Annotated in this window: 21 protein-coding genes; 10 read left to right on the plus strand and 11 right to left on the minus strand. The window is 49.4% G+C overall.

Translation table 11 applies throughout. The features are described 5' to 3' along the window. Nucleotides 1-2: 2 nt before the first annotated feature. From dusB to PPHA_RS12605, 3 genes are read right to left on the minus strand one after another with little or no spacing between them, the layout of a single operon-like run. The gene (dusB, locus tag PPHA_RS12595) at nt 3-1,061 is read right to left on the minus strand and encodes a tRNA dihydrouridine synthase DusB (protein WP_012509195.1); all 1,059 of its coding nucleotides are present in this window, start codon (nt 1,059-1,061) and stop codon (nt 3-5) included. 2 nt (nt 1,062-1,063) lie between these two features. Continuing rightward, nucleotides 1,064-2,110 carry a recombinase RecA gene (gene recA / locus PPHA_RS12600; protein ID WP_012509196.1) on the minus strand — a complete coding sequence of 349 codons (1,047 nt, stop codon included), beginning with the start codon at nt 2,108-2,110 and terminating at the stop codon, nt 1,064-1,066. Between the two features lie 45 nt (nt 2,111-2,155). Beyond that, nucleotides 2,156-3,142, minus strand: coding sequence for an SDR family oxidoreductase (locus PPHA_RS12605; protein WP_041526897.1), 987 nt, complete (start codon nt 3,140-3,142; stop codon nt 2,156-2,158). 422 nt (nt 3,143-3,564) lie between these two features. Here PPHA_RS12605 and PPHA_RS12610 point away from each other — a divergent pair, with 422 nt between their 5' ends. Both PPHA_RS12610 and tig read left to right on the plus strand, forming a co-directional pair. Then, a complete protein-coding gene (locus tag PPHA_RS12610; protein ID WP_012509198.1) occupies nt 3,565-4,851 on the plus strand; it encodes a M16 family metallopeptidase in 1,287 nt (428 codons plus the stop codon). 96 nt (nt 4,852-4,947) lie between these two features. Next, complete coding sequence (gene tig / locus PPHA_RS12615; RefSeq protein WP_012509199.1) at nt 4,948-6,228, plus strand: trigger factor; 1,281 nt, start codon at nt 4,948-4,950, stop codon at nt 6,226-6,228. 78 nt (nt 6,229-6,306) lie between these two features. Here the strand turns inward: tig and PPHA_RS12620 are convergent, their stop codons facing one another. Together PPHA_RS12620 and nadC are read right to left on the minus strand one after the other, a co-directional pair. Continuing rightward, nucleotides 6,307-6,669 carry a holo-[acyl-carrier-protein] synthase gene (locus tag PPHA_RS12620; protein ID WP_012509200.1) on the minus strand — a complete coding sequence of 121 codons (363 nt, stop codon included), beginning with the start codon at nt 6,667-6,669 and terminating at the stop codon, nt 6,307-6,309. Between the two features lie 13 nt (nt 6,670-6,682). After that, nucleotides 6,683-7,561 carry a carboxylating nicotinate-nucleotide diphosphorylase gene (gene nadC / locus PPHA_RS12625; protein ID WP_041526898.1) on the minus strand — a complete coding sequence of 293 codons (879 nt, stop codon included), beginning with the start codon at nt 7,559-7,561 and terminating at the stop codon, nt 6,683-6,685. Between the two features lie 321 nt (nt 7,562-7,882). Here nadC and PPHA_RS14755 point away from each other — a divergent pair, with 321 nt between their 5' ends. From PPHA_RS14755 to folK, 3 genes are all read left to right on the plus strand, one after another. Next, nucleotides 7,883-8,218 (plus strand): YopX family protein, encoded by a 336-nt coding sequence (locus PPHA_RS14755; protein WP_012509202.1) that lies wholly within the window; start codon nt 7,883-7,885, stop codon nt 8,216-8,218. 65 nt (nt 8,219-8,283) lie between these two features. Beyond that, nucleotides 8,284-8,661, plus strand: a complete 378-nt coding sequence (folB, locus tag PPHA_RS12635) for a dihydroneopterin aldolase (RefSeq protein ID WP_012509203.1) — start codon at nt 8,284-8,286, stop codon at nt 8,659-8,661. Nucleotides 8,662-8,665: 4 nt separating this feature from the next. Next, nucleotides 8,666-9,193, plus strand: coding sequence for a 2-amino-4-hydroxy-6-hydroxymethyldihydropteridine diphosphokinase (folK, locus tag PPHA_RS12640; RefSeq protein ID WP_012509204.1), 528 nt, complete (start codon nt 8,666-8,668; stop codon nt 9,191-9,193). A 54-nt stretch (nt 9,194-9,247) separates the two neighbouring features. Here folK and PPHA_RS12645 read toward each other — a convergent pair whose 3' ends face one another. From PPHA_RS12645 to PPHA_RS12665, 5 genes are all read right to left on the minus strand, one after another. After that, nucleotides 9,248-10,402, minus strand: a complete 1,155-nt coding sequence (locus tag PPHA_RS12645) for an ArsA family ATPase (protein ID WP_012509205.1) — start codon at nt 10,400-10,402, stop codon at nt 9,248-9,250. A gap of 47 nt (nt 10,403-10,449) precedes the next feature. Then, complete coding sequence (locus tag PPHA_RS12650; protein WP_012509206.1) at nt 10,450-11,976, minus strand: hypothetical protein; 1,527 nt, start codon at nt 11,974-11,976, stop codon at nt 10,450-10,452. Nucleotides 11,977-12,155: 179 nt separating this feature from the next. Next, nucleotides 12,156-12,398, minus strand: a complete 243-nt coding sequence (locus PPHA_RS12655; protein ID WP_012509207.1) for a bacteriochlorophyll c-binding family protein — start codon at nt 12,396-12,398, stop codon at nt 12,156-12,158. Nucleotides 12,399-12,546: 148 nt separating this feature from the next. Then, nucleotides 12,547-12,966, minus strand: coding sequence for a chlorosome protein C (locus PPHA_RS12660; protein WP_012509208.1), 420 nt, complete (start codon nt 12,964-12,966; stop codon nt 12,547-12,549). Between the two features lie 127 nt (nt 12,967-13,093). Next, nucleotides 13,094-14,320 (minus strand): TRC40/GET3/ArsA family transport-energizing ATPase, encoded by a 1,227-nt coding sequence (locus tag PPHA_RS12665; RefSeq protein ID WP_012509209.1) that lies wholly within the window; start codon nt 14,318-14,320, stop codon nt 13,094-13,096. A gap of 228 nt (nt 14,321-14,548) precedes the next feature. On the opposite strand from PPHA_RS12665, the gene PPHA_RS12670 reads away from it, so the two are divergent. The 3 genes from PPHA_RS12670 (at nt 14,549) to holA (ending at nt 17,086) form a co-directional block, all read left to right on the plus strand. After that, nucleotides 14,549-15,343, plus strand: a complete 795-nt coding sequence (locus PPHA_RS12670; RefSeq protein WP_012509210.1) for a dihydroorotate dehydrogenase electron transfer subunit — start codon at nt 14,549-14,551, stop codon at nt 15,341-15,343. Between the two features lie 75 nt (nt 15,344-15,418). After that, nucleotides 15,419-15,895: a single-stranded DNA-binding protein gene (locus PPHA_RS12675; protein WP_012509211.1), complete on the plus strand. Its 477-nt coding sequence runs from the start codon at nt 15,419-15,421 to the stop codon at nt 15,893-15,895. Nucleotides 15,896-16,045: 150 nt separating this feature from the next. Next, the gene (holA, locus tag PPHA_RS12680) at nt 16,046-17,086 is read left to right on the plus strand and encodes a DNA polymerase III subunit delta (protein ID WP_012509212.1); all 1,041 of its coding nucleotides are present in this window, start codon (nt 16,046-16,048) and stop codon (nt 17,084-17,086) included. 14 nt (nt 17,087-17,100) lie between these two features. Here the strand turns inward: holA and PPHA_RS12685 are convergent, their stop codons facing one another. After that, complete coding sequence (locus PPHA_RS12685; protein ID WP_041526901.1) at nt 17,101-18,093, minus strand: NAD-dependent epimerase/dehydratase family protein; 993 nt, start codon at nt 18,091-18,093, stop codon at nt 17,101-17,103. A gap of 237 nt (nt 18,094-18,330) precedes the next feature. Between PPHA_RS12685 and PPHA_RS12690 the strand changes: the two genes are divergently transcribed. Continuing rightward, nucleotides 18,331-19,533 (plus strand): aminotransferase class I/II-fold pyridoxal phosphate-dependent enzyme, encoded by a 1,203-nt coding sequence (locus PPHA_RS12690; protein WP_012509214.1) that lies wholly within the window; start codon nt 18,331-18,333, stop codon nt 19,531-19,533. A 322-nt stretch (nt 19,534-19,855) separates the two neighbouring features. Further along, nucleotides 19,856-22,366, plus strand: coding sequence for a TonB-dependent receptor (locus PPHA_RS12695; protein WP_012509215.1), 2,511 nt, complete (start codon nt 19,856-19,858; stop codon nt 22,364-22,366). The last annotated feature ends 117 nt before the right edge of the window (nt 22,367-22,483 follow it).

Genomic DNA, 22,483 nt, shown 5'->3' on the forward strand with positions numbered 1-22,483 from the left:
TATTATATATTATTGGCTTGATAATTCAGTAAAAGTTTATCGGAATGGTCATTGAGGTACTCTGTGCCCTCAAGAATCTTTCCCTCCATCACATATCCTTCGCACTCCTGCTTGTAGGCAAGAAGAATATCGATAACCTGCTCCCACCCATCTTCGCGTACCAGTTTGTTGCGTACCCGCGACACCATCGGCAGCCCTTTCAGATAAGTTGAATAGTGGCGGCGCATTTCCAGAACCCCATATTTTTCGCCTTTGAACTGCACGGAGAGCTTCAAATGCTCTATGGCAACATCAATCCTTGCCCGAAAATCGGGCGGCGGCATCGGCTTGCCGGTTTTCAGCAACTCTTTTGCGGCCTCAAAGATAAAGGGGTTGCCTATGGAACCGCGACCAATCATCACTCCATCTGCACCGGTCTCGGCAAACATGGCAAGAGCATCTTCAGCCGACCAGATATCGCCATTGGCAATAACCGGAATGCGTGCCTGCTCCTTTACTTGACGAATCCACTCCCGGTTCGCCCTCCCCTTGAACATCTCACTCCTCGTACGACCATGCAACGCCAGAGCCTGAATACCAACATCCTCAAGGCGTGGCAGAATATCCAAAATATTAATCGATTCAAGATCCCAACCAATCCGTGTCTTGACGGTCACCGGAATGGAAACCGCCTTGACAACCGCTTCGGAAATGGCGGTCATCTTCTCCGGTTCCCTGAGCAGCGCCGCGCCTGCACCCTTTCCGGCAACCTTCTTGGTCGGGCATCCAAAATTAATGTCGAGATAGTCCGGGCAATACCCTTCAGCAATGACCGCAGCATCAACCATCGACTCGATGCTGCTTCCAAAAATCTGGATGGCAAAGGGTCTCTCAACCTCATCTGTTTTCAGCTTGCGGAGCGACTTTTCAACTCCCCTGCGCAGCGCTTCGGCACTGATGAACTCGGTATAAACTATATCAGCCCCGTGACGCTTGCAGAGTTGGCGGAATGCCCGGTCGGTCACATCCTCCATCGGCGCAAGAATAACCGGCCGGTCAATCTCAATGGTTCCTATTTTCATGCCTACCCGTTAATAATCTCTGCAGGCCCGCTCATCAGCTCTTTGACCTGCGCCTGAATTTTACTGTAAAGCGCCGAATCTTCACGCAACGCCTTCTTGACGGTCTCACGTCCCTGACCAAGCTTGTCGGTGCCATAACTGAACCATGAACCGGCTTTTTTCACCACACCGAACTCAACGGCCAGATCAATCAATTCACCCATGGCCGAGATGCCCTCACCATACAGAATATCGAACTCAGCCGTACGGAAGGGAGGGGCAACCTTGTTTTTGACCACCTTCACCCTCGTACGGTTCCCGGTAATCTCCTCACCATCCTTGATCTGGGCAATTTTACGAATATCGAGACGCACCGACGAATAAAATTTCAGTGCCTTGCCGCCGGTCGTTGTTTCAGGGTTGCCATAGACGACCCCAATTTTATCGCGAAGCTGGTTGATGAAAATACAGACGCAGCTCGATTTTGAGATGGCGCCGGTGAGTTTGCGTAGCGCCTGGCTCATAAGCCGCGCCTGAAGACCCATCACACTGTCACCCATCTCGCCTTCAAGCTCAGCTTGGGGCACCAGAGCCGCAACAGAATCGACCACCACCACATCGATGGCATTGCTCCTGACCAGTGTTTCCACAATTGAAAGCGCCTGCTCGCCCGATTCCGGCTGGCTGATGAGCAGGGCGTTGATATCGACACCGAGTTTTCGGGCATAGGTAGGATCGAAGGCATGTTCAGCATCAACGATAGCCGCAATTCCCCCCTCTTTCTGTGCCTCAGCAATAACATGGAGGGCAAGGGTGGTTTTTCCGGAAGATTCCGGCCCGTAAATTTCAGTGACCCTGCCGCGAGGCAAGCCGCCAACACCGAGTGCAAAATCAAGCGTCATCGATCCGGTTGAAATCGACTGCACCTTCATTCCTGCGGAATCATCACCAAGGCGCATGATCGCACCCTTGCCAAACTGTTTTTCAAGGGCTTCGACAGCCAGGTTCAGTTGCTTGAGTTTCGCCGGATCAACGGTAACGGTTTTTTTTTCGATTTTCTGAGTGTCCATGGTAGCTGCATGTAAAAAAGTTGGAGAAAGAGTAGAGCCTTTGGCTCAGAGCAGAGTCTTGAGCGTTTCGGACAGCTCGCGGTAACACAAACCAAGCTCCTGCTCTGAGCGGGTATTACTGAACGCAAGAATCCTTGAGGCGATACGAATGCTCTCGAGGCTGATAAAGGAGGGACGGTTCGAGAGCATCGACCAAAGCTCTCCGCCAAGACCGGCAAGCAGACCAAGAGCATCCGGCACCATAAATGCCCGGCCACTGCTGCTGCCAGAAAGAGTCCCTATGCGGGCAAAAAGCTCCCGGAAGGTCAGATTGCTGCCAACCACAACATAACGCTCCCCTGAACGCCCTTTTTCCCAAGCCGCCAGGTGAGCATCAGCGACATCGCGGACATCAACAAAACCGGTGCCTCCCGAAGGGAAGAAGGGCAGCTTTCCCTGATAGACAAGGCGCAATACCTCGTTCGAAGAACTGACCGAAGCGGGATTCCGGCGGTCAACACCAATAACCACACCAGGATTAACCATGACCACTTCAAGGCCCTCTGCAACTCCGCGCAGCCCCTCAAGTTCAGCAAGATGCTTCGACTCCATATAACCATTCCGTCGCTGCCACTCCTGAAAGGTGGATGACTCACTGGCTGGCGAACCATCCTCGGAGGCGCCGATGGCGGCAATGGAGCTGGTCAAAACAAGCCTGCGCACCTTATGGTGCAGGGAGGCATTGACCACATTTCTTGTCCCGACCACATTGGCCTCATAGAGCGCATTTCGGGAGTGTCTGGTATAGGAGATAAGTCCCGCACAATGAAAGACCGTTTCCGCTCCCCTGAAAGCCTCAAGAAGGGCAAGAGGATCAAGCATATCCGCCCGAACAATCTCGACAGGCAAGCTCTCCAGAAAAGAGCAATCCGAGCTTTTCCGGGCAATCACCCTGCAGCGACGCTCTCCGGGAAAGCGTGCAAGCAGCGCAAGAAGAATCTGGGAACCGATATATCCGGTAGCCCCGGTTATGACAATTGATGAGTTAGGCATGAAACGGTGAAAATAAAAAAAGAGCCCGGCTGCAAAGATGTAAACAACAGCGAGAGCTTCACTGTTCGCAAAAATAAGAATTTCGCGGCTATTGTTTTCTTCTATTTTCGCAATGCGGCAAGAACGGATGGTGATGGCGGAATGATGGCTGTAGGCAGAACAACGATTCCGGGCAAAATAAGGAGCTTTCATTCCTCCCTGGAATAGAGAACATCGGATTCATGTACCGCCAGAAAACTATCCATCCATGTTATCATATTTTTTTTCACATCATCGAATAGGAAGAGCAGTTGCTCACGTTTTCATGTGCGCTCTACCCCCGAAAATATTCCCCCCTTAAAACCCTTATACTTTCCTTATCTTGGTTTTCAGGCAATATGCGGGAATTTCATCGAACCAGCTTATCAGTAAATTATTCAGTAATGAAGCAAGAATCGTCCAGCCGTCAGCCATCTCCCTTTTCAGAAGCTTCAGTCCAGCAGGGTGTTCTGACGAACGGGTTGAGGATTATCACGGATACCGTCCCTTTTGTAAAGAGCGTAACGCTCGGTATACAGATTGATGCCGGGTCACGCGACGACCCCAAAGAGTCTCCGGGGCTGGCACATTTCATTGAGCACGCTCTTTTTAAAGGTACAAAGCGGCGCACCTACATCGACATCGCCAGAAATATTGAAAAGCACGGTGGCTATCTCGATGCCTATACCACCAAGGAGCAGACCTGCATCTACCTTCGCTGCCTGCCGGAACACCTTGAACCCTCTTTCGACCTTCTCTCCGATCTTGTCTGCGACCCGGTGTTTCCTCCTGAAGAGATCGAAAAAGAGAAAGAGGTTGTTATCGAAGAGATCAGCAGCGTCAACGACACCCCTGAAGAGCTTATTTTTGAGGAGTTTGACCTGCGTTCGTTTCCCCGCCACCCTCTCGGCACACCAATCCTTGGCACGGAAAAAAGCGTTGAAGCGTTCAGTGATGAGAACCTGAAAAACTTTATGCGGCAGCACTACATTCCGCAAAAGATGCTGATCACGGCTACCGGAATGGTGCATCACGACGAGATCATGCTGCTTGGAGAGCGATTTCTTGGCAAGCTCAGGGAGCCATCAGGCAATCAGTATGTTCGCCAGCCTTTCCTCGCAGAGGATTACACCCCCTTTACCCTGACACTGAAAAAACGGGTCTGCCAGGCGCAGATTGTGCTCGGTACGGCCATAGCCCGCCACGACCCTCTCTTTTACAGCCTGATGGTGCTCAACTCCATGCTCGGTAACGGCATGAGCTCCCTGCTCAATCTGGAACTTCGCGAAAAACGGGGACTGGCTTACAACGTCTACTCATCGATCACCTTTTTCGACGATCTGACCGCGATGAACATCTATGCCGGCACCGACAGCAATAAAACAAAGGTGACCCTTGAACTCATCAGGGAGTTGCTCCAGAGTGATGCACTCAAACAGCCCGATCCGGAAGAGGTTCTGGCGGCAAAGAGGAAACTGCTCGGTTCGCATATCATGGGAATGGAAAAAATGACGCGAAGAATGTCGCAAACGGCTTCTGACCTCTCCTATTTCGGACGTTATATTGAGCCTGAGGAAAAAACTGCGGCTCTGGAGGCGGTCACTGCCGAGGATATCGCCGAAGCGGCCACACGGATGCTCCATGATGCGCCATACTCAACACTGGTCTACAAACCGGGAAAGCAGGGCTGAGGGCAGCGAAGCGCTGTTTTCAAACACAAGAATTAATTCGTATCTTGTGGACTTTTAATTTTTCACCATTACTCATCAAATTAACCCACAAGAGCCTTGCAAAAGAATATCAAGAACGTCAGCGAAACCGAACAGGAACTGGAAATCATTCTTTCCGCTGAAGAATTCGGTACCGAATATAACCAGGAACTGGAAGAGGCAAAAAGAAACATTCAGATCAAGGGATTCAGAAAAGGACATGCTCCTGCAAGCTTGATTAAAAAATTGGCAGGCCCTTCCATTGAGGCAACAGTAGCCGAAAAAATGGCATCCAAATATTTCGGAGAGATTGCTGATGCTGAAAAGATAAAACCGGCAAGCCGCGCACAGATCATCGACGTCGCCTTTGCACCCGAGGAGCTGAAAATCACGCTCGCCTACGAAATTCATCCTGAATTCGAAGTAAAGGATTTCAGTGGATATACCTTCACGCAAAACCGCTATGTGATCACCGATGAGGATATTACTCGCGAAATAAACCTTATTCTCAAGGGGCACGGCACCCTCAACACGGTCGATGAGGCCGCGTTGTCTACCGATACGGTGATCGGCGATGTCTACAAGCTTAATGAAGCAGGCGAAACCGATGATGATCAGAAGACCGACAATCATCATTTCACCCTTGAGTACCTTCCTGAGGAGAACCCGTTTCGCAAAGCGCTTACAGGGAAAAAAGCGGGAGAGAGCGTTGATATTGAAAACGATGAAAAGGAGTCTGCACAGCCATCCCGCTTCCGTGTTGTCATCAGCGAAATCAAACGGCTTGAACTGCCGGAACTTACCGATGAGCTGGTCAAGGAGATTACAGGTGGTCGCTTTGAATCCGTGACCGACTTCACTGCGGACGTTCGTATCCAGCTTGAGCAGCACTTTCTTCTTAAATCCGATGAAGAGCTTCTCGAATCGCTCTCGGCCAAACTGATCGAAGAGAACCCGGTGCCTGCACCAAACTCCATGATTGCCTCGTTCTCAAAAATGCTGCTTGAAAATGCCAAACGCCAGATGGGTGGCAGCTTCCCGAAAGGATTCGACGATGAGCAGTTCCGGCTTGCGATGAAACCCAATGCTGAAAAACATGCGCAATGGCTGATGATCAGTCAGAAAATTGCCGAAGATGCAACTCTTTCGGTTTCGGACGATGATATAAAGGCTTATGCAGATAAAGAGGCTGAAAAAAGCGAGTCCATGGATGCTGAAGAGATCCTGAAAACCTATCTGTCACCCGAGTTCCGTGATTACATCACCGACACGATCCTCAAGGAAAAAATCTACAACATTATCAAGTCAAAAGTAACCATCACTGAGGAAGAGAAATCCATTCCTGTTCGCCAGGAGTAATTTTCCAGGTAATTGCAGATCAGAGGCAGGAGTTCATGAATAAGGAACTCCTGCTTTTTTTATGCCCTGTTGTTCCCGCTACACCCACTCTATCAACGCTGTGGCAATAGCTGCATGACGGTCGTGGGCAATAGAGATTTTTATGGCGCCACAGGCAGGAAAGCACCCGGCATCAGCAGGCTGCACAAAGGGACGACCCTGTTTATCATTGAGTATTGCAAAGCTCTTCCAGTGCACACCAGAGGAAAAACCCGTTCCAAGCGCCTTGACGACCGCCTCCTTTGCCGCGAACCGTCCGGCAATACTCGCTATAACCTGCGGTTTCTGCAGGCAGAGCGTAATTTCCTCTTCGGAAAGAAAGCGCTGGAGAAACTTCACCCCATAGCGGTTATATGCTTTTTCAATCCGGTCAAGATCAACAATGTCTACTCCAATCTCCATGGTTCTTATTCGTTCAGGCCAAAGCAATCGTCATTGAAAGATCAAGAGCCTTGACACTGTGCGTCAGCTCTCCTACAGAGATAAAGTCTACACCCGTTTCAGCAACTTCCAGAACATTGTGCAGGGTGATATTTCCTGAGGCTTCAAGAAGAGGAGTGAAACCGGAACTCTTCACAAAGAGGACAGCCTCTTTCAGCAGCTCGGGAGTAAAGTTATCGAGAAGGATAATATCCGGCAAACAGGGCAGAGCTTCCCGCAACTCCTCCATGGAACGAACCTCCGTTTCGATCTTCACCTCAAGCTTCCCCTCTTTGCGGTAAAGTTGGGCACGACGGATCGCATTGGCAATACCTCCGGAGGCATCAATATGGTTATCCTTGATGAGAATCATGTCGAACAGGCCAAAACGGTGGTTTTTTCCTCCGCCGATCCTGACCGCCTCTTTGTCGAAATAACGAAGTCCGGGAGCCGTTTTTCGGGTATCAAGAATTTCAGCCCCTGTATGGCGAATACAATCAACATAGAGCCGTGTTCTGGTTGCAATCCCCGACATGCGCTGCATGAAATTAAGCGCTGTACGTTCGCCAATGAGCAGCGGAGCGAGCTTTCCTTGCACCTCAAGAATCAAGTCACCGCGCTGAAGGGTTTCCCCATCATGGTGATGCAATACGACGGAGAGCTTATTGTCACAGGCAGCAAAAACCTGAACGGCAACATCGGCCCCTCCAAGGATACCATCCTCCTTGGCCCTGATAACGGCGCTTCCCCCCTGAGAAGGATCAATGGTAGCAAGGGTCGTCACATCCCCCTTGTAACGATCCTCCTCAAGAGCAAGCATAATGGCCCTTGCACGACACCCTTCATAAAACTCGTCACGAGCCCTGTTTTTCATGATTGCCATTCCCGAATACATTGAAAAAAAATCAAAACGCCATCCCAAGGTAGTGAATTTTATACTCTTTCGGGAAGATGACACCCCATCCCCCCACCTGATTCAACAATCAGCGCTCCCCTCTCCCGGTAATCGCTGAAGCAGACGAAGCTCTTCCAAAACAAAAAGCGAGAAATCCCCCTGGGTAGAGCGATAAAATGGCTTGTTGTAGAACGAGATAGAGAATTGCTATATTACCGTGCAGACGGTATGGGCAGGTATCGGCTTATGCAATATTATCGAAGCACTGCCCGGTTTCGAGTTTTTTTTTTGAAGAGAACCATGGATATTAAAAAAATAAAATTTAAAGCGCTCTTTCAGGATATCTCCTCACTTCAGGATATCTGGCAGTTCTCTACAGTAAATACCCATGATGTTGATTTTATCAAGTTCAGGCAGCGCTCCGAGTGGTTGCAGTATACCGGACTGGATGACAAGGATGGGCATGAGATTTTCGAAGGGGATTTGCTGGAATGGGACAAGATTATTCTGGAAGTTGTTTTTGAGGCTGGCAGTTTCAGAGTCCTGAATGAGGGCGACTCCGATATGCTTTTGTGGTTTTGTTTGCCCGATTGCAAGGTTATCGGCAATAAATACGAAAAAAAGGTCAAGCACTGAACAACAGCTCAGATACGCTTTTCAGAACCAATATCCAGCGATATTTCATTCACTCCGGGATTTTTATGACACCGTATGCTCACTCATGCGTCAGGCTGGTAAACATGGTTTTCTATGCCCATCACGGCGTTCTCAAGGAAGAGCACACCGTAGGAGGAAAATATGAAGTGGATGCGGCGCTCTCTTTCGACTTCACCGATGCAGCACAAAACGATGACATCACAAAAACCATCGATTACGGCGCAGTGTACAAAAAGATTCAGGAGGCCCTGACCCTCAGGAAGTTCTTTCTTATCGAGGCTGTCGCCTATGAAATAGCTCACGATCTCCTCCGGGATTTTCCTCTTCTTGAAAAAGTCGCCATCAATGTCCGCAAACGCAACCCGCCCGTTGATGGTATCTGCGATTATGCTGAAGCCGATTACGCCACATCCCGCTGCTGAAGTTATGCCTATGCACAAGGTCTTTATCGGGATAGGATCCAATATTGGAGAGCGCCTCCACCACCTTCAGGAGGCCGTTGACCGGATTGCCCTTCTTGCCGGAACAGAGGTGAGAGGCGTCTCAGCAATCTATATGACCGAACCAGTCGGCGAGAGCGAACAGAACCGCTTCTTTAACGGGGTAGTTGAACTTGAAACATCACTTGCACCCGAAGAGCTGCGCCGACAATGTAAAACAATTGAGCAGGAACTTGGAAGACCGGATGCCTATCCGCGCTGGAGCCCGAGAGTCATTGACCTCGACATTCTGCTCTACGACGACCTCTCTCTCCTCACCGAAACACTCACCATACCGCACCCCGAATTGCATTGTCGCAACTTTGTCCTTATCCCTCTGCTCGACCTTGCCAATCCCCTGCATCCCGCAATGCACAAGACCATTCTGCAGCTACTCTCCGGCTGCAGCGACCGCTCGGTATTGATAAAATTAAAAGAGGGAATCAGGATAAAAAAAAGACGGAATGCCCGGTAAAGCACTCCGTCTGTTCGTAATCACGATGATCCTGAAAAAGCCGGTCTGACCTTCTCAGTTGGCGAAGGTGATATTCAGGTTCCCTTCAGAAAAGTCAGCGCCCTCCGTCTTGCGTCCAACAAGGACATTGGGCAGAATAATGCTTTTGCGGAAATTATTGATGTCCACCAGCAGCTCATCACCCTTGATGTTCACATTAAGCTTCTTCACCTCAACGTTCGGCAGGTAAAGACTCAGGACATATTTGCCATCAACTTTCTCCAGCATCTGGGTTTTGTCATCAACGTAGAGAATTTCTGCTGGATTACGCTCACCAAACATCTCCTGACTCAACTGATAGAGCCTCTCCGTATTGATAATTTCTGCCGTAGACTGCTTCACCCTGAAAATCGGTACCGGATAGAAGCAATTTTCAATCACTTTTAGATATTTGCTCTGAATATCGATAAGGCTCTGCAGATAACTGTCCGTTGAACTTGAGGGAAGAATCTTGTTGACAACGGCGGCATCAAGCTTGTAACCGAAAAGATTAAGATAGGTCTGCACACGCAAGGCCTCCTTGATAACCATGTTCTCAGGATTAAGAACCACGCGGAAGGTGGTTATTGATTTATCCTGAAGCATGGCATGAAGCTCTTTCATATGCGAGTTCACCTCCGGCATAAGCTTGAAGATATTTTTCTTCGGCATAAACTTGTTGAGGAGTGGAGCCGCAAAACCGATGGCTTTTGAATGCCATCCGCCAATTTTATCGGCATACCATCCATACGATTCAGGCATTCCAAGCAAACGCATGGTCTCTCCTGTCGGGGCAGCATCAACAACCACCACATCATAATCACCTGACTTGGCAGCTTTCCAGATATAGCGCAAACTGATCATCTCCTCCATACCCGGCATGATTGCAAGCTCTTCGGCGACAACCTCATTGGCTCCATCATGCATTAAAATCGATGAGAAATAGGAATAGAGTTCAGTCCAGTTCTCCCTTATTTCGGCAAGAACATTCACCTCCATGGCAAAGAGATTCTTTTCAACCTCAACCGGCGTGGAAGAGAGTTCGGTACTCAATGCGTCGGCAAGGCTGTGAGCCACATCGGTACTCATAATCAAAACCCTCTGTCCTCTTCGTGCAATTGCGGTTGCAGACGACGCTGAAACGGTAGTCTTGCCTACCCCTCCTTTACCCAAGTAAAGAATAATTCTCATGTTGATAATAAAACTATTGAGTGAACTTGATCTTGACTGAACACTTTTTATCGATGAGTTGCGCCTTCATTATCGGCGTCATGGCCAGTATGGTGACCGTTACCTGATTCCTTTTTTCCCTGAGTATCATCATCAGAGTGCGATACCGGGGTGAGCCTTTCCGATGGTTGCGCATTGTCCGAATCCGACTTGATCCTGATTCTGGTTTTTGAAACACCCCCTGCTGTTCCTGGAGAATCATCCATACTCATCATGTTTTTCACAAGTGGAGGGACATCCTCATCAAGAGATTTGATGGTAATACTTTTGCGCTTCGGGGCAGCATCACCTTCATGATCACCAGCACTCCCTGCACCCACTCCCGATGCAGCAGAAACCCTCTTGCCCGATTCAGCGGAAAAGGGCTCACTGCTGAAACAATCATCGTTGGAGGTCGCACGATCATCACTTGTTATATGAATGCTCCTTTTTTTAAACGCAGGCTCTTCATCATCCCCACTATCACGTCGCTGATGTGGTGAGGCATCATGCATTCCCCCCTGAGGCGCTTTCGAGGTGGGGCGTTGTGTTCTCTTTTTCGATGAATCGCCAAAACTCGAAGAGAGGCGCAACAGCTTTCCAACCGATCCGATAACCCCATCATTTTTGACCGCAGTTTTAACAATATTGATAACAAAACGCTCTGCCTGTGGATTATCTGCAATACTGATGAGCAGTTCATTAAGCGCAGTCAACATACCGGGAACATGCTGCAGGTCATTTTTAACCTGGTCACGAATTTTGAACGGAGCATCACCAATCATCTCCTTGATCGAACCGGCAATTCTTTTCAGTGAAGCCGGATCCGTAGGAAGTATATTTTCAATGCCTTTAAACATTTCAGCCGGAGAAAATCCTTCCGGCGCTGCCCCGCCTGCCTGCGAACCCCCGGGCACCCCTCTGCCCTGCTTCTGCCCGCTTTCATCTGGATGGTAACCGATAGAAGCCTTGTATTGTTCAAGAAGATCCTGACCATAACCGATATGACTCTCCTGTCGGGAAGGATCAGGAGCATTCAGGCGAAGAGAGATAACCTGAGGCACACAGATACCCCTTACGTCCTGCAAAATATGAAGCGAAACGTCGTCAGGAAGAATTTTCCGGTAATCAAGGCCAAAACGCTCTTCGATAATGGATTCAACAACCGTATGAAGCCTGGTAATCAATTCAGCTTCCCTCAGTTCGACCATATCAAAAATAACATAGACCGGCTCCTTCTCCTCACGGCGAACCTTGAAATTCAGCGTCGCGAAATCATGATCCTTATTCCGACTGTTTACACTGACAGAACCAAGATTAAAGCGGTCGAGATAGTCTTTGTTCGAACCTCTCGCCCAGAAATAAACAGCCTTATCACTATAAATCAGGTAATCCTGAAAGGCAATATTACCAACACGCTCCTGATGTGATTCATAAAAAACCCCTTCAAAAAATGCAATCGGATTCTCACCGGCATGCATGAGCCCCTTCTGAAAAAACTCAGTTACATCACTCTGTTCGGTCTGCGCCGAGATATACAACGATATATTAGCCATTACCCATACCCGTTCACTTGATACTGATTAGCACACTGACCTTAAATCTATGAAAATTTTACAATAAACAGAAATAACCCGACAACGCGGAGAGCAACCTGATTTATGATCAAAACAAAAAAGGCAGTGAAAGCTTTAACCTTTTCACTGCCTGGGCAAAGAGCATAATCTCGTTATACTTACTCTGCGAACTTTGATTCAACAGCTTTCGAAGGAACAGCATAACCTGAAACTTCAGGTGAAGAACCACGAAGGCTGGTGCCTCCGCCTGTGCTGCCATAAGCATTGCGGTTGATTCTCATGGTGCCTTTGCCCAATGAATCAAACAACATTCCTACAGTTTCCCAATGCCCCTCAACCATTACTTCGAAAATACGCCCGGCTGCTGCCAGGATATCGGTAAAAACGCCACCACCACTCATAATTCCTCCTTGGAATTTAATTGTTGGAAAAATACCAAAACTTAAGTTTAGAACTCTTGTCCCAATTTAATAGTAATAAACAAAAAAACACAAAAAAAAGTTTTTTCTGCCCACTTCGTAACGAAGTACGTCAACAACGCAGATTACCCTATTTCCTCACCTGACCCTTCTGAAAGGAACCCGCAAAATTCTTGACAACTTCAGAAGCAGACACCCCCGCATCACCCACGGCCGTTGCTGCATTTGTGGTCGCATTTTCAACGGTTTCGACGGCATTGACATACAACTCGCTTGCTGTTCTTGATGCATCCTTAACGGTAATGGCAACCCGATCAATGGTCTCGCCGACAACTCCGCCGGTGCTGCCGATCAGATTCCCGATGCCCGAAGCGTCAATAACAGCGCCCACAGTACCGGTCACCGTATCAAAGACATTTCCGGCAAGATTCAAGCCACCAACAATAGCGCTCTCGCCAGTCAAAAGCACACTCTCAGCAAGAAACGTGAGGCGATCAGTAAACTCAAGTTCCTTAAAATCCTTACGCAGTTTCTGGTACGATTCCGACATAATCAATCTCCATGGAAGTGAGGCCGCGAAAACGGAGCCCCGGTTATGATTGAAAACAATACTAAATTATTCTGTCGGAATTTAAACATAAATATCGATCTAAACAAGTGTTCCCCATGAAGCATCTCTATCCCCTGTCATAAGCTTTCTGTTCTTTTTGCAGGCGGCTCTGCTCGTGACGATCAAGATCAAAGGGTATATGAAGCCATTTGTCCTTAAATACCGCATCGCCCGGTTCAAGCCCGGTCAGGCTGATCGGAAGGGTGATGATTTTACGCTGGTTGCCGATCTGTACAAACAACTCGTCGCCTGTTACCCATACATCAATATCGACAGGGTTGGCGAACATCAGCTTCAACTGTACCTCATAGACATTGCCGTTACGGACAAATTTGATCGGTGGTTCGTCATACATCATATCAGACGGATCGCTGTCGCCGTACATATCTTTGGCAAACATCTCCAGGGACTTCAGACCGACAATTTCCTGCTCGTACATCCTCAGTTTTTTCACCGGAAGGGGAGAAAAGCCCTCTTCAATCTCTCCGAGGTACTTCTGTTGAATCGCTTTCCAGTTCTCCAGATATCCACTGTCCTCTTTGGTATCAAGTAACCTGTTGACAAGAACCATATCCACCTTGAAACCGTAAAGATTCAGATAGGTCAAGGCACGCATGGTCTCCTTGATCGACATCTTCTCCGCATTCATAACAAGGCGTACCGTCGATTTTTTATTATTCGTAAGAATTTCACGAATGTCTTCAAGCTCATCAAAAACCTGATCAACCGACTCAATGGCATCTGCCGGAGGCACAAAAAAAGCAATTTTATCCGACATCCTTGAAAGAGGCTTGCTGAGCGGCTTGATAAGATACTTGTTAACATTCTTCACCGCCTTCATGCCCCAGGCAAGCGTATCGGGAAGAGAGAGGAGGCGCAGGGTTTCACCCGTCGGGGCGGTATCAAGCACCAGCACATCATAGAGACCGGAGGCTTTGTAGCGCTTGATTCTCAAAAGAGAGAACAGCTCTTCCATGCCGGGAAGAATGGTCATTTCATCAGCCATAACACCTGAAACGCCCTGAGCCATGAAAATCTTGGAGTAGTATTTCTGTACAGACTGCCAATTCTGCTTCAGGTCAACATAAGGATTCACCTCAATGGCATGAAGATTCTCCTTTATCTTTGTCGGTTCAGCGCCAAGAGGCAGGTTAAAGGAATCCGAAAGACTATGTGCGGGGTCGGTTGAAAGAACAAGGGTACGATAGCCCAGTTGCGACAAACGGACAGCCGTAGCCGCAGAAACGCTGGTTTTCCCTACCCCGCCTTTACCTGTAAAAGTTAAAATACGCATAAACCAGACATTGGATGTTATGACCACTGAGGAAAAATCAGAAAAAGTCAAAGATATAACTCTGAGCTGACTCTACAAAAGAATCTAACATACACACTTCAGCCAAGGTTTAAAATTTTAAACTTTTTAAACTCGATCGAACAACTTGCAAATGAACGTTCAGCTCACTTAATTGGAGTTCTCAAGTAACAAGATATTACCATCTCCTATCCCTTGATGAGCATCGTCATGCCCGAAACAAACTCCATCACTGATACACGTGCAACCGTAGTCGAGACCCGCCGCATCAGTCACGATGTCACGGTCATCACTCTTGATTGTCCGGCAATTGCCGCATCCGCAAAGCCCGGAAATTTTGTCAACATCAAGGTCAGCGACACAACGCTGCCATTGCTCAGACGGCCATTTTCGATACACAACGTGCGAGGAGGACTCATCGACATCATGGTTAAAGCCGCAGGGCGCGGCAGTGCACTTTTTTGCGACAGTACAAAAGGCTCAACCATGATGGTTCTCGGGCCACTCGGAACCTGTTTCGACATAAGTGGGAATAAATTCAATACCGCCATTCTTGTTTCAGGAGGCATCGGCACCGCTCCCATGCTCTTTCTTGAAAAAGAACTGAAAGCTAAGGGCATAAAGGTGATTAACCTGATTGGTGGCCGAACAAAAGAGGAGTTACTCGCCCAAGAACTTTCAAACTGTCGGCTTGCAACAGATGACGGTTCAGCAGGATTCCGGGGAACTGTAGTCGAACTGCTCCGTGAAGAGTTACCCGCACTCAAACAGGATGGCGCTCTCAAGGTTTTCTCATGCGGACCAAATCCAATGCTGAAAGCAGTTGCCGCATTCTGCCGCGAGCAGAGTCTGAGATGTGATATCTCACTTGAATCGGTTATGGGCTGCGGTATAGGGATCTGTTACGGCTGCAGCGTCGAAGTCAAAAAACCCGATGGGGGACTCCGCACCATCCTGCTCTGTCAGGAGGGCCCTGTCATTGATGCCGAACTGCTTGCGGTATAAAAAAGATAATTTTATCTTTACAAGAGCTCTGAACGGTATTCCCGAAAGCTTTTTTTCAACAAACTACCAACTACCATGGCAAAAGGACTTAACAAAGTAATGCTGATCGGCCACCTCGGCAACGATCCCGAAATGAAAGTCACTACCTCCGGCCAGTCGAGGGTTACTTTTACTCTGGCAACCAATGAAAACTTCAAAGACAACAACGGCAATCTGCAGGAGAGAACAGAATGGCACCGGATCGTCGTTTGGGCCAAACTTGCTGAAATATGCAGTCAATACCTGAAAAAGGGACGACAAGTTTACGTCGAAGGGCGTCTGCAGACCAGAAGCTGGGACGATCCCAAAAACGGCGAAAAAAGATATACAACCGAGATTGTCTGTTCCGACATGCAGATGCTCGGCGGAGCGCGGGAACAGGGAGGCGGAACGAGCTCTGAAAGCAGCTCCCAGGGTTACGAGCGCCAGCAAAGCCCTCATGACTATCCATCGCCACCAACCCACCCGTCAGTACCCATGCTTGAAAATGACAAGGATGACCTGCCATTCTGAAGCGTTTTAAGTTGTCAGTTTTCAGTTTTCAGTTGTCAGCAATTACTGATAACTGAGGACTGATTACTGATAACTGACAACTGACAACTGATTACTGATGACCACCAAAAGCGCTCCTGCGGCTCACCCGATAACACGTTACTATCAACGATGGATGCACTGAAAAAAAATATTCTTGCCGGAAACATTGCACCGGTTTACCTCTTTTATGGCACCGAAAGCTATCTCAAGGAAGAGTTTGCCGACCTTATCAAAACGGCTGTTTTTCCATCCGAAAGCGATGCGGCCTGCAATACCCATATCCTTTACGCTCCCGACCTCACACCAGGTGAACTGATATCAAAAGCCTCGGAATACCCGATGTTCACCCCAAAACAACTGATCATTGTCCGGCAGTTTGAAAAAATCAAGAAGCCCCCGACCAGAGAGTTGCAGAAACAACACGAAGAAAAATTCAGCCGTTACCTGACCAATCCGGCTGAGTTTACCGTCCTGATACTCGATGCTGGCCAGATTGAGAAAAAAGAGATTGAAAAACCACCTTTCAGCACGCTGAAAAAATACCGCCACGACTTCCCGGCCATCAAAACTCCGGAACTCTTCGCTTCCAACAGAGCCAAAGCTTCCGGATGGAGCTTTGAGCCCGATGCCCTCAAAGCCTTTACCGCCTATATTGAGCCATCAGCGCGGGAAATATGCCACGAAATTGAAAAAATCATCCTGTACGCCTCTGCCAGGGGAGCTGAAAAACGGATCACAGCATCCGACGTCCTCGACAGTGTCGGCGTATCACGCACCTACAACGTCTTTGAACTTGAAAAAGCCCTGGCAGAACGAAGTCTGAGGCTCTGCAGCGGCATATCGCTCATGATCATGGAGCAGGAAGGACAGAAAGAGGGGCTCGGTAACATCGTCCGTTTTCTTGCCACCTTTTATATCCGCCTCTGGAAGCTCTCGCTTCCGGAGGTACGGCAACTTCCCCAGGCAGAAATCGCAAAAATCCTCGGCATGTTTGGCAAACAGGAGTACTTCGTCAAAAACTACCTTGCCTACACCCGCTCATTTTCACTTCAGGATACCGAGCGAGCCATCACCGCCCTCAAAGAGACCGATGCCGCACTCAAAGGGCTGCTCCCCTACCCCGACGAAAAATACCTGCTCCTGCGGCTCATGCAAAAACTGCTCGGATAAATTGAGCCCCGCCATCACAACCACCCCTTGCGGCGATACCAGGAGATCGTTTTTGCAATACCTTCGCCGAGGGTTGTGCTGGCTGTAAAACCAAGATCCATTTCAGCCTGAGCGGAGGAACAGACCCAGTAATCCTGCACCAGTTCATAAGCCTTGTCACGATTGATGAGCGCAACCTTTCCACGTAAAGAGCCCACCGCACCCATGAACGCGCCAAGCAGAAAGAGGAGTGGCTGCGGCAACGAAAAGCGGTAGATCTTCCGAAAACCAAGCGCCGGTTGCACGGCAGCAATAAACTCATCCCACGAGTACGAACGGGATGACGTGATATAATAAATAGCTCCCACAGCCCGTTCCGAACGAGCCGCCATCATCAGGCCACAAACAAGATCATCAACATAAACAAGACTGAAACGCTGCCTTGCCACATTTCCCGCCGACACCAGTACCCCTTTGGAGAGCATCTGAAACACCTGCAGAACATCACGGTCACCCGGCCCGTAGACCGCAGGAGGGCGTACGATGGTAATCGGAATATCCCCCGCACTTTCCAGGCAGAGCCTCTCCGCCCGCAGCTTGCTGCGCCCATATGCACTAACCGGAGAGGGGAGGTCACACTCCTTCATACCACATATCCCTTCTGAAGCCGGACCGGCAACCGCAAGAGTCGAGACCAGGAGAAAACGCTTCAGACCGGGGTTATGCTCCCTCACCGCCGCAAGCAGATTCTCTACCGGCAACACATTACCCGCATCATAACCCGCCTCGTCAAGAGCCTTCGTCACCCCGGCAAGATGGACAATCCGGTCAACACCCCGAACCGCACGCCCAAGAGCCTCCATGTCGCCAAAACTGCCCCGTACAACCTCTACCCCATCAGGCAAAGCACTCTCATTACTCTCAGGGCGAAGATAGACCCTCACCCTCTCATCCTCTGCGGCAAGATAGCGCAACAATCGAGCGCCAATAAAACCGGTTGAACCCGTCACCAATACTGTTTCACCCATATCCCCCATAACTCCATTTATTCAACAACATACTCTGCTTTTCATCCTGAAGAGTCTGCTGCAGCAAAAAAACCAGCCACTGTTTTAACAAAAAACTAAAATTTTTGATACATTTCGGTTTCTGAGCAAAATCCGCTTACTTGAAAACCGGTCACCCTCGAAGGAAAGAGAAGAGATGACCGTAAAAACAAGAAATCCCGGCTTTTTCTGTTATAGCCGAAGTAAAATTGCATTCCTGTGGATAAAACGAAAGACTTGTTTAAAAAGTGCATTGAATATACCATTGCCGACGAGGTAAAGGCGCAAGGCGTCTATCCCTTTTTTCACCCGATAGACGAAAATGAGGGCCCTGTTGTCTCCTTTGGAGGGCGAAAGCTTGTCATGGCTGGCTCAAACAACTATCTTGGCCTCACCGCCGACCCAAGGGTAAAGGCAGCTTCGATCAACGCCATCAACAAGTACGGCACCAGTTGCAGCGGATCACGCTACATGACCGGCACGGTAAACCTGCACGTCGAGCTAGAAGAGAAGCTGGCTGACTTTTTTGAAAAAGAGCGCTGTCTGCTCTTCAGTACCGGCTATCAAACCGGTCAGGGCATCATCCCGACACTGGTCCAGCGCGGTGAATACATTGTCTCCGACCGCGACAACCATGCGAGCCTTGTTGCTGCCTCCATCATGGCACAGGGAGCAGGAGCAAACCTGGTACGTTACAACCACAACAACATGGAAGATCTGGAGCGGGTACTCCAGACCATTCCGGAAACTGCAGGCCGCCTTATTGTCTCTGATGGTGTTTTTTCGGTATCCGGAGAGATCGTCGATCTTCCAAACCTGGTAAAACTGGCAAAAAAATATAACGCCCGCATTCTCATTGACGACGCCCACGCAGTCGGTGTAATCGGTAAAAATGGAAAAGGAACCCCCTCAGAATTTAACCTTGTCAATGAGGTCGATCTGATCATGGGAACCTTCTCGAAAACCTTTGGTTCGCTCGGAGGCTACGTTGTTGGCGATCGCAGTGTCATCAACTACATCAAGCACAACGCCTCATCACTGATTTTCAGCGCTTCACCCACCCCCGCAAGTGTAGCTGCAGTTCTCGCCACCCTTGAGATTATCCAAACTGAACCGGAACTCATGGAACGGCTCATCACCAATACCGATTACGTCCGCCAGGCACTGATCAAAGCTGGATTTACCCTGATGCCATCACGCACAGCCATTGTTACCGTACTGATCAGCGACCAGATAAAAACCCTTCTCTTCTGGAAAAAGCTCTTTGATGCAGGTGTATACGTTAACGCCTTCATCCGCCCGGGCGTCATGCCTGGGCACGAAGCGCTCCGTACCAGTTTCATGGCAACCCACCAGCAGGCCCATCTCGACAAAGTGATCACCGAATTCTGCACCATAGGTAAAGAGCTTGGCGTTATCTGACCGATAAAGCCGAATCACACAATAAATAAGGCGCACCATCTCAAACTCCCCGGCAACCACCGGGGAGTTGTCATTTAACACACTATTACGCCATCACATCACCAATCAAGACCCATTGCAGCAATATGTTGCATTATTGCATTTTTTTTAATAACTTCGATGTGACGCGTTATGTATATGCTGATGAGGAGAAGCCTTTTTACTCCCATCATGTTTTGATTGCTGAGGCTGAGTGATGATGATTATGAACTTCTGAACAAGATAAAAAAGTTTCTAACCCTGTTTTTTTGTCCGTATCATTATAACCACACAACACACAACCATGAAAACAAAACATGCGAACATGTATCGCATTTTCCGTTTTGTTCTTTCAGCGTTCTGCCTCATGGCAATGCTGGTACCTCTCCCCTCCTACGGAGCTGATACCGGCACGGTAAAAGGCAGGGTCATCGACAAGGCAGACGGAGAGGGAGTTTATGGCGCGTCAGTCACTATTGCCGGTACCACTATCGGCACGGCAACCGACATGAACGGCAACTTCATCCTTCAGAACGTACCTGCAAAATCACAGAAAATCTCCGTATCCATAGTCGGTTACGCCCCGACGAGCCAGATAGTTACTGTCGGCACCGGCCAGACAGCCAGTATAAGTCTGCAGCTTGGCCAGACCACCGTTATGGCATCGGAAGTCATTGTCGGCGCGGCGCTCTACAAGCAGGACAGGCTTGAAGTTCCGGTGACTGCCAACGTGGTTTCTGCCGAAAAAATCAAACAGGAACCTAACCCGACCCTCGATCAGGTAGTTGAGGACATCCCTGGCGTTGTTGTTACCCGTGCAGGAGGACAAACAACCTCCACCCTGCAGATCCGCGGATCCAACACTTATCAGGGCGGTGCAATCGGCACCCGCGTGCAGGGCTTCTATGACGGGTTCCCGCTCAACAGCCCGGAAACCGGTGAAGTTGTATGGTCTTCGGTCAACATGAACGCAGCCGACAAGGTCGAGGTGCTCAAAGGTTCAGCAGCAACCCTCTACGGATCGGGCGCCATGGGCGGCGTGGTTAACGTGTTCGGCCACCTTCCGGAAACCCTTGAAGTGAAAGCCGGATCAAGCGCAGGCTTTTACGATGCGCCTCCTTCCGGTGACAAGAGCGTTTACCGCGACGGCTACACCCCGTGGTTCTGGAACAGCTATTTAGGCATCGGCAACAAGAGCGGCAAGCTCAGCTACAGCCTCCTCTACTCGCACAGCGAGGACGACGGTTACCGCCAGAATGCACAGACCCTGCTGAACGACGTCAAGCTGAAAGCGCGCTACGACATCGATGCAAAACAGTACCTGCAGCTCAGCGCCTTTTATAACGAAACGGAGGGCGGCTACGCATACACATGGCCTTATGACGCGACAGTTGCAACCGGAACATTCATCCCTCACCCTGAACTTGCCTACGATGTTTATGTGAACGCCCGATTCCCTGCAGCAGGGCCTTACACGAAATACGATGTCTATACAGACGATCTCATCAAGCGGAAGAACGCTCTGGCGGGCCTGAACTACGTAAACTTGCTGAGCGACAACCTCACCCTTGACACTCGGCTCTACTACACTCGCAACGCAACCACTTACGAGTATAACAATACGCCGGCAAATCAGATGTATGCAACCGGCGCCACCCGCTATCCGGGTGAATTCAATGAAACCAGCTCGAACCGGTACGGAGCAGGTGCAAAACTTGACTGGAGAGTAAGCGACAGCCATCGCCTTCTTTTCGGTCTTGACGGCAACATTATTGACGTTCAGTCAACGCAGTACACAGGGGAAATTCCCTCGGCACACCCTTTAAGCAATAGTGACCTCAACGATATACAGGAAAAAAACTTTGCCGCATTCGTGCAGGACGAGTGGAAACTCACTGACAAGCTGACTGCCCTGCTCTCCCTGCGGTATGACTGGAGCGGTATCGATGCTGATGAGGTTACGTATGTTGACTACACAACTCCTGCTCCAGGTTTTCCTCCATCATATCCGAATACGCCAACTGAATCAATTGAAAACCCGTCGGTCGATGCCATCAGCCCTCGTATCGCGCTCAACTACAAGGCCACGGACGACATGAGCTTCCGCGCATCGTGGGGTACAAGCTTCCGCGCACCGACGCTTGCAGAACGGTTTGTCCGAGATGCCGGAATCCTTAAAGGCGTACCGAACCCGGCGCTCGACAAGGAGACCATGACCGCCTACGAGATCGGCGTCTACAAGCAGTTCGGCGACAAGGTCTCGCTCGACGTGGCCGCATTCCTCAACGATTACGACAACCTGATCGAATCGGTCAAGCTGCAGGGGACAACATTCGAATTCCAGAACATCACGAAGGCCCGTATCTGGGGCATCGAGACCAACCTGAACATCCGCCCGAATCCTTCGTGGAACGTCAATCTGGCTTACACCTACATGAACGCCAAAAACACCGACTACAAGCCAAGCACCCCTGCGGTTGCCATCGACTCCAATCCCGATCCGGAATGGCTGCCCATGCGGCCGGAACATACCGCATCAGTTGGCGTAACATGGAAACCCGTCAACAGGCTCGCACTGAACCTGAACGGACGCTATGTCGGCGAGTACAAGGCCGTGAATCTCTATACAAATACCGAAGGCAACAACTACCCCGGCGACTTTATCGTCTTCAACGCCGGCGCGAAGTACAAAATCACCGACAACATCGGAGCTACATTCCTCTGTAACAACATCGGCAACGTGCAGTATGAAGAAGCCGAATGGTTCCGTGCTCCGGGACGCAGCTTTGTTGCAGGAATGGATTTCACCTTCTAAAGAGATCCGTCAGCACAAGGCCATCTAAACCAGAAGCCAGCCCCTCCTCGCGAGGGGTTGGCTTTTTTAATTCGTTAGCATACATCAAAGGATTTTATTACATTTTGCAATCCTGTT

This window comes from Pelodictyon phaeoclathratiforme BU-1, from assembly GCF_000020645.1.
Lineage (GTDB): Bacteria > Bacteroidota > Chlorobiia > Chlorobiales > Chlorobiaceae > Chlorobium > Chlorobium phaeoclathratiforme.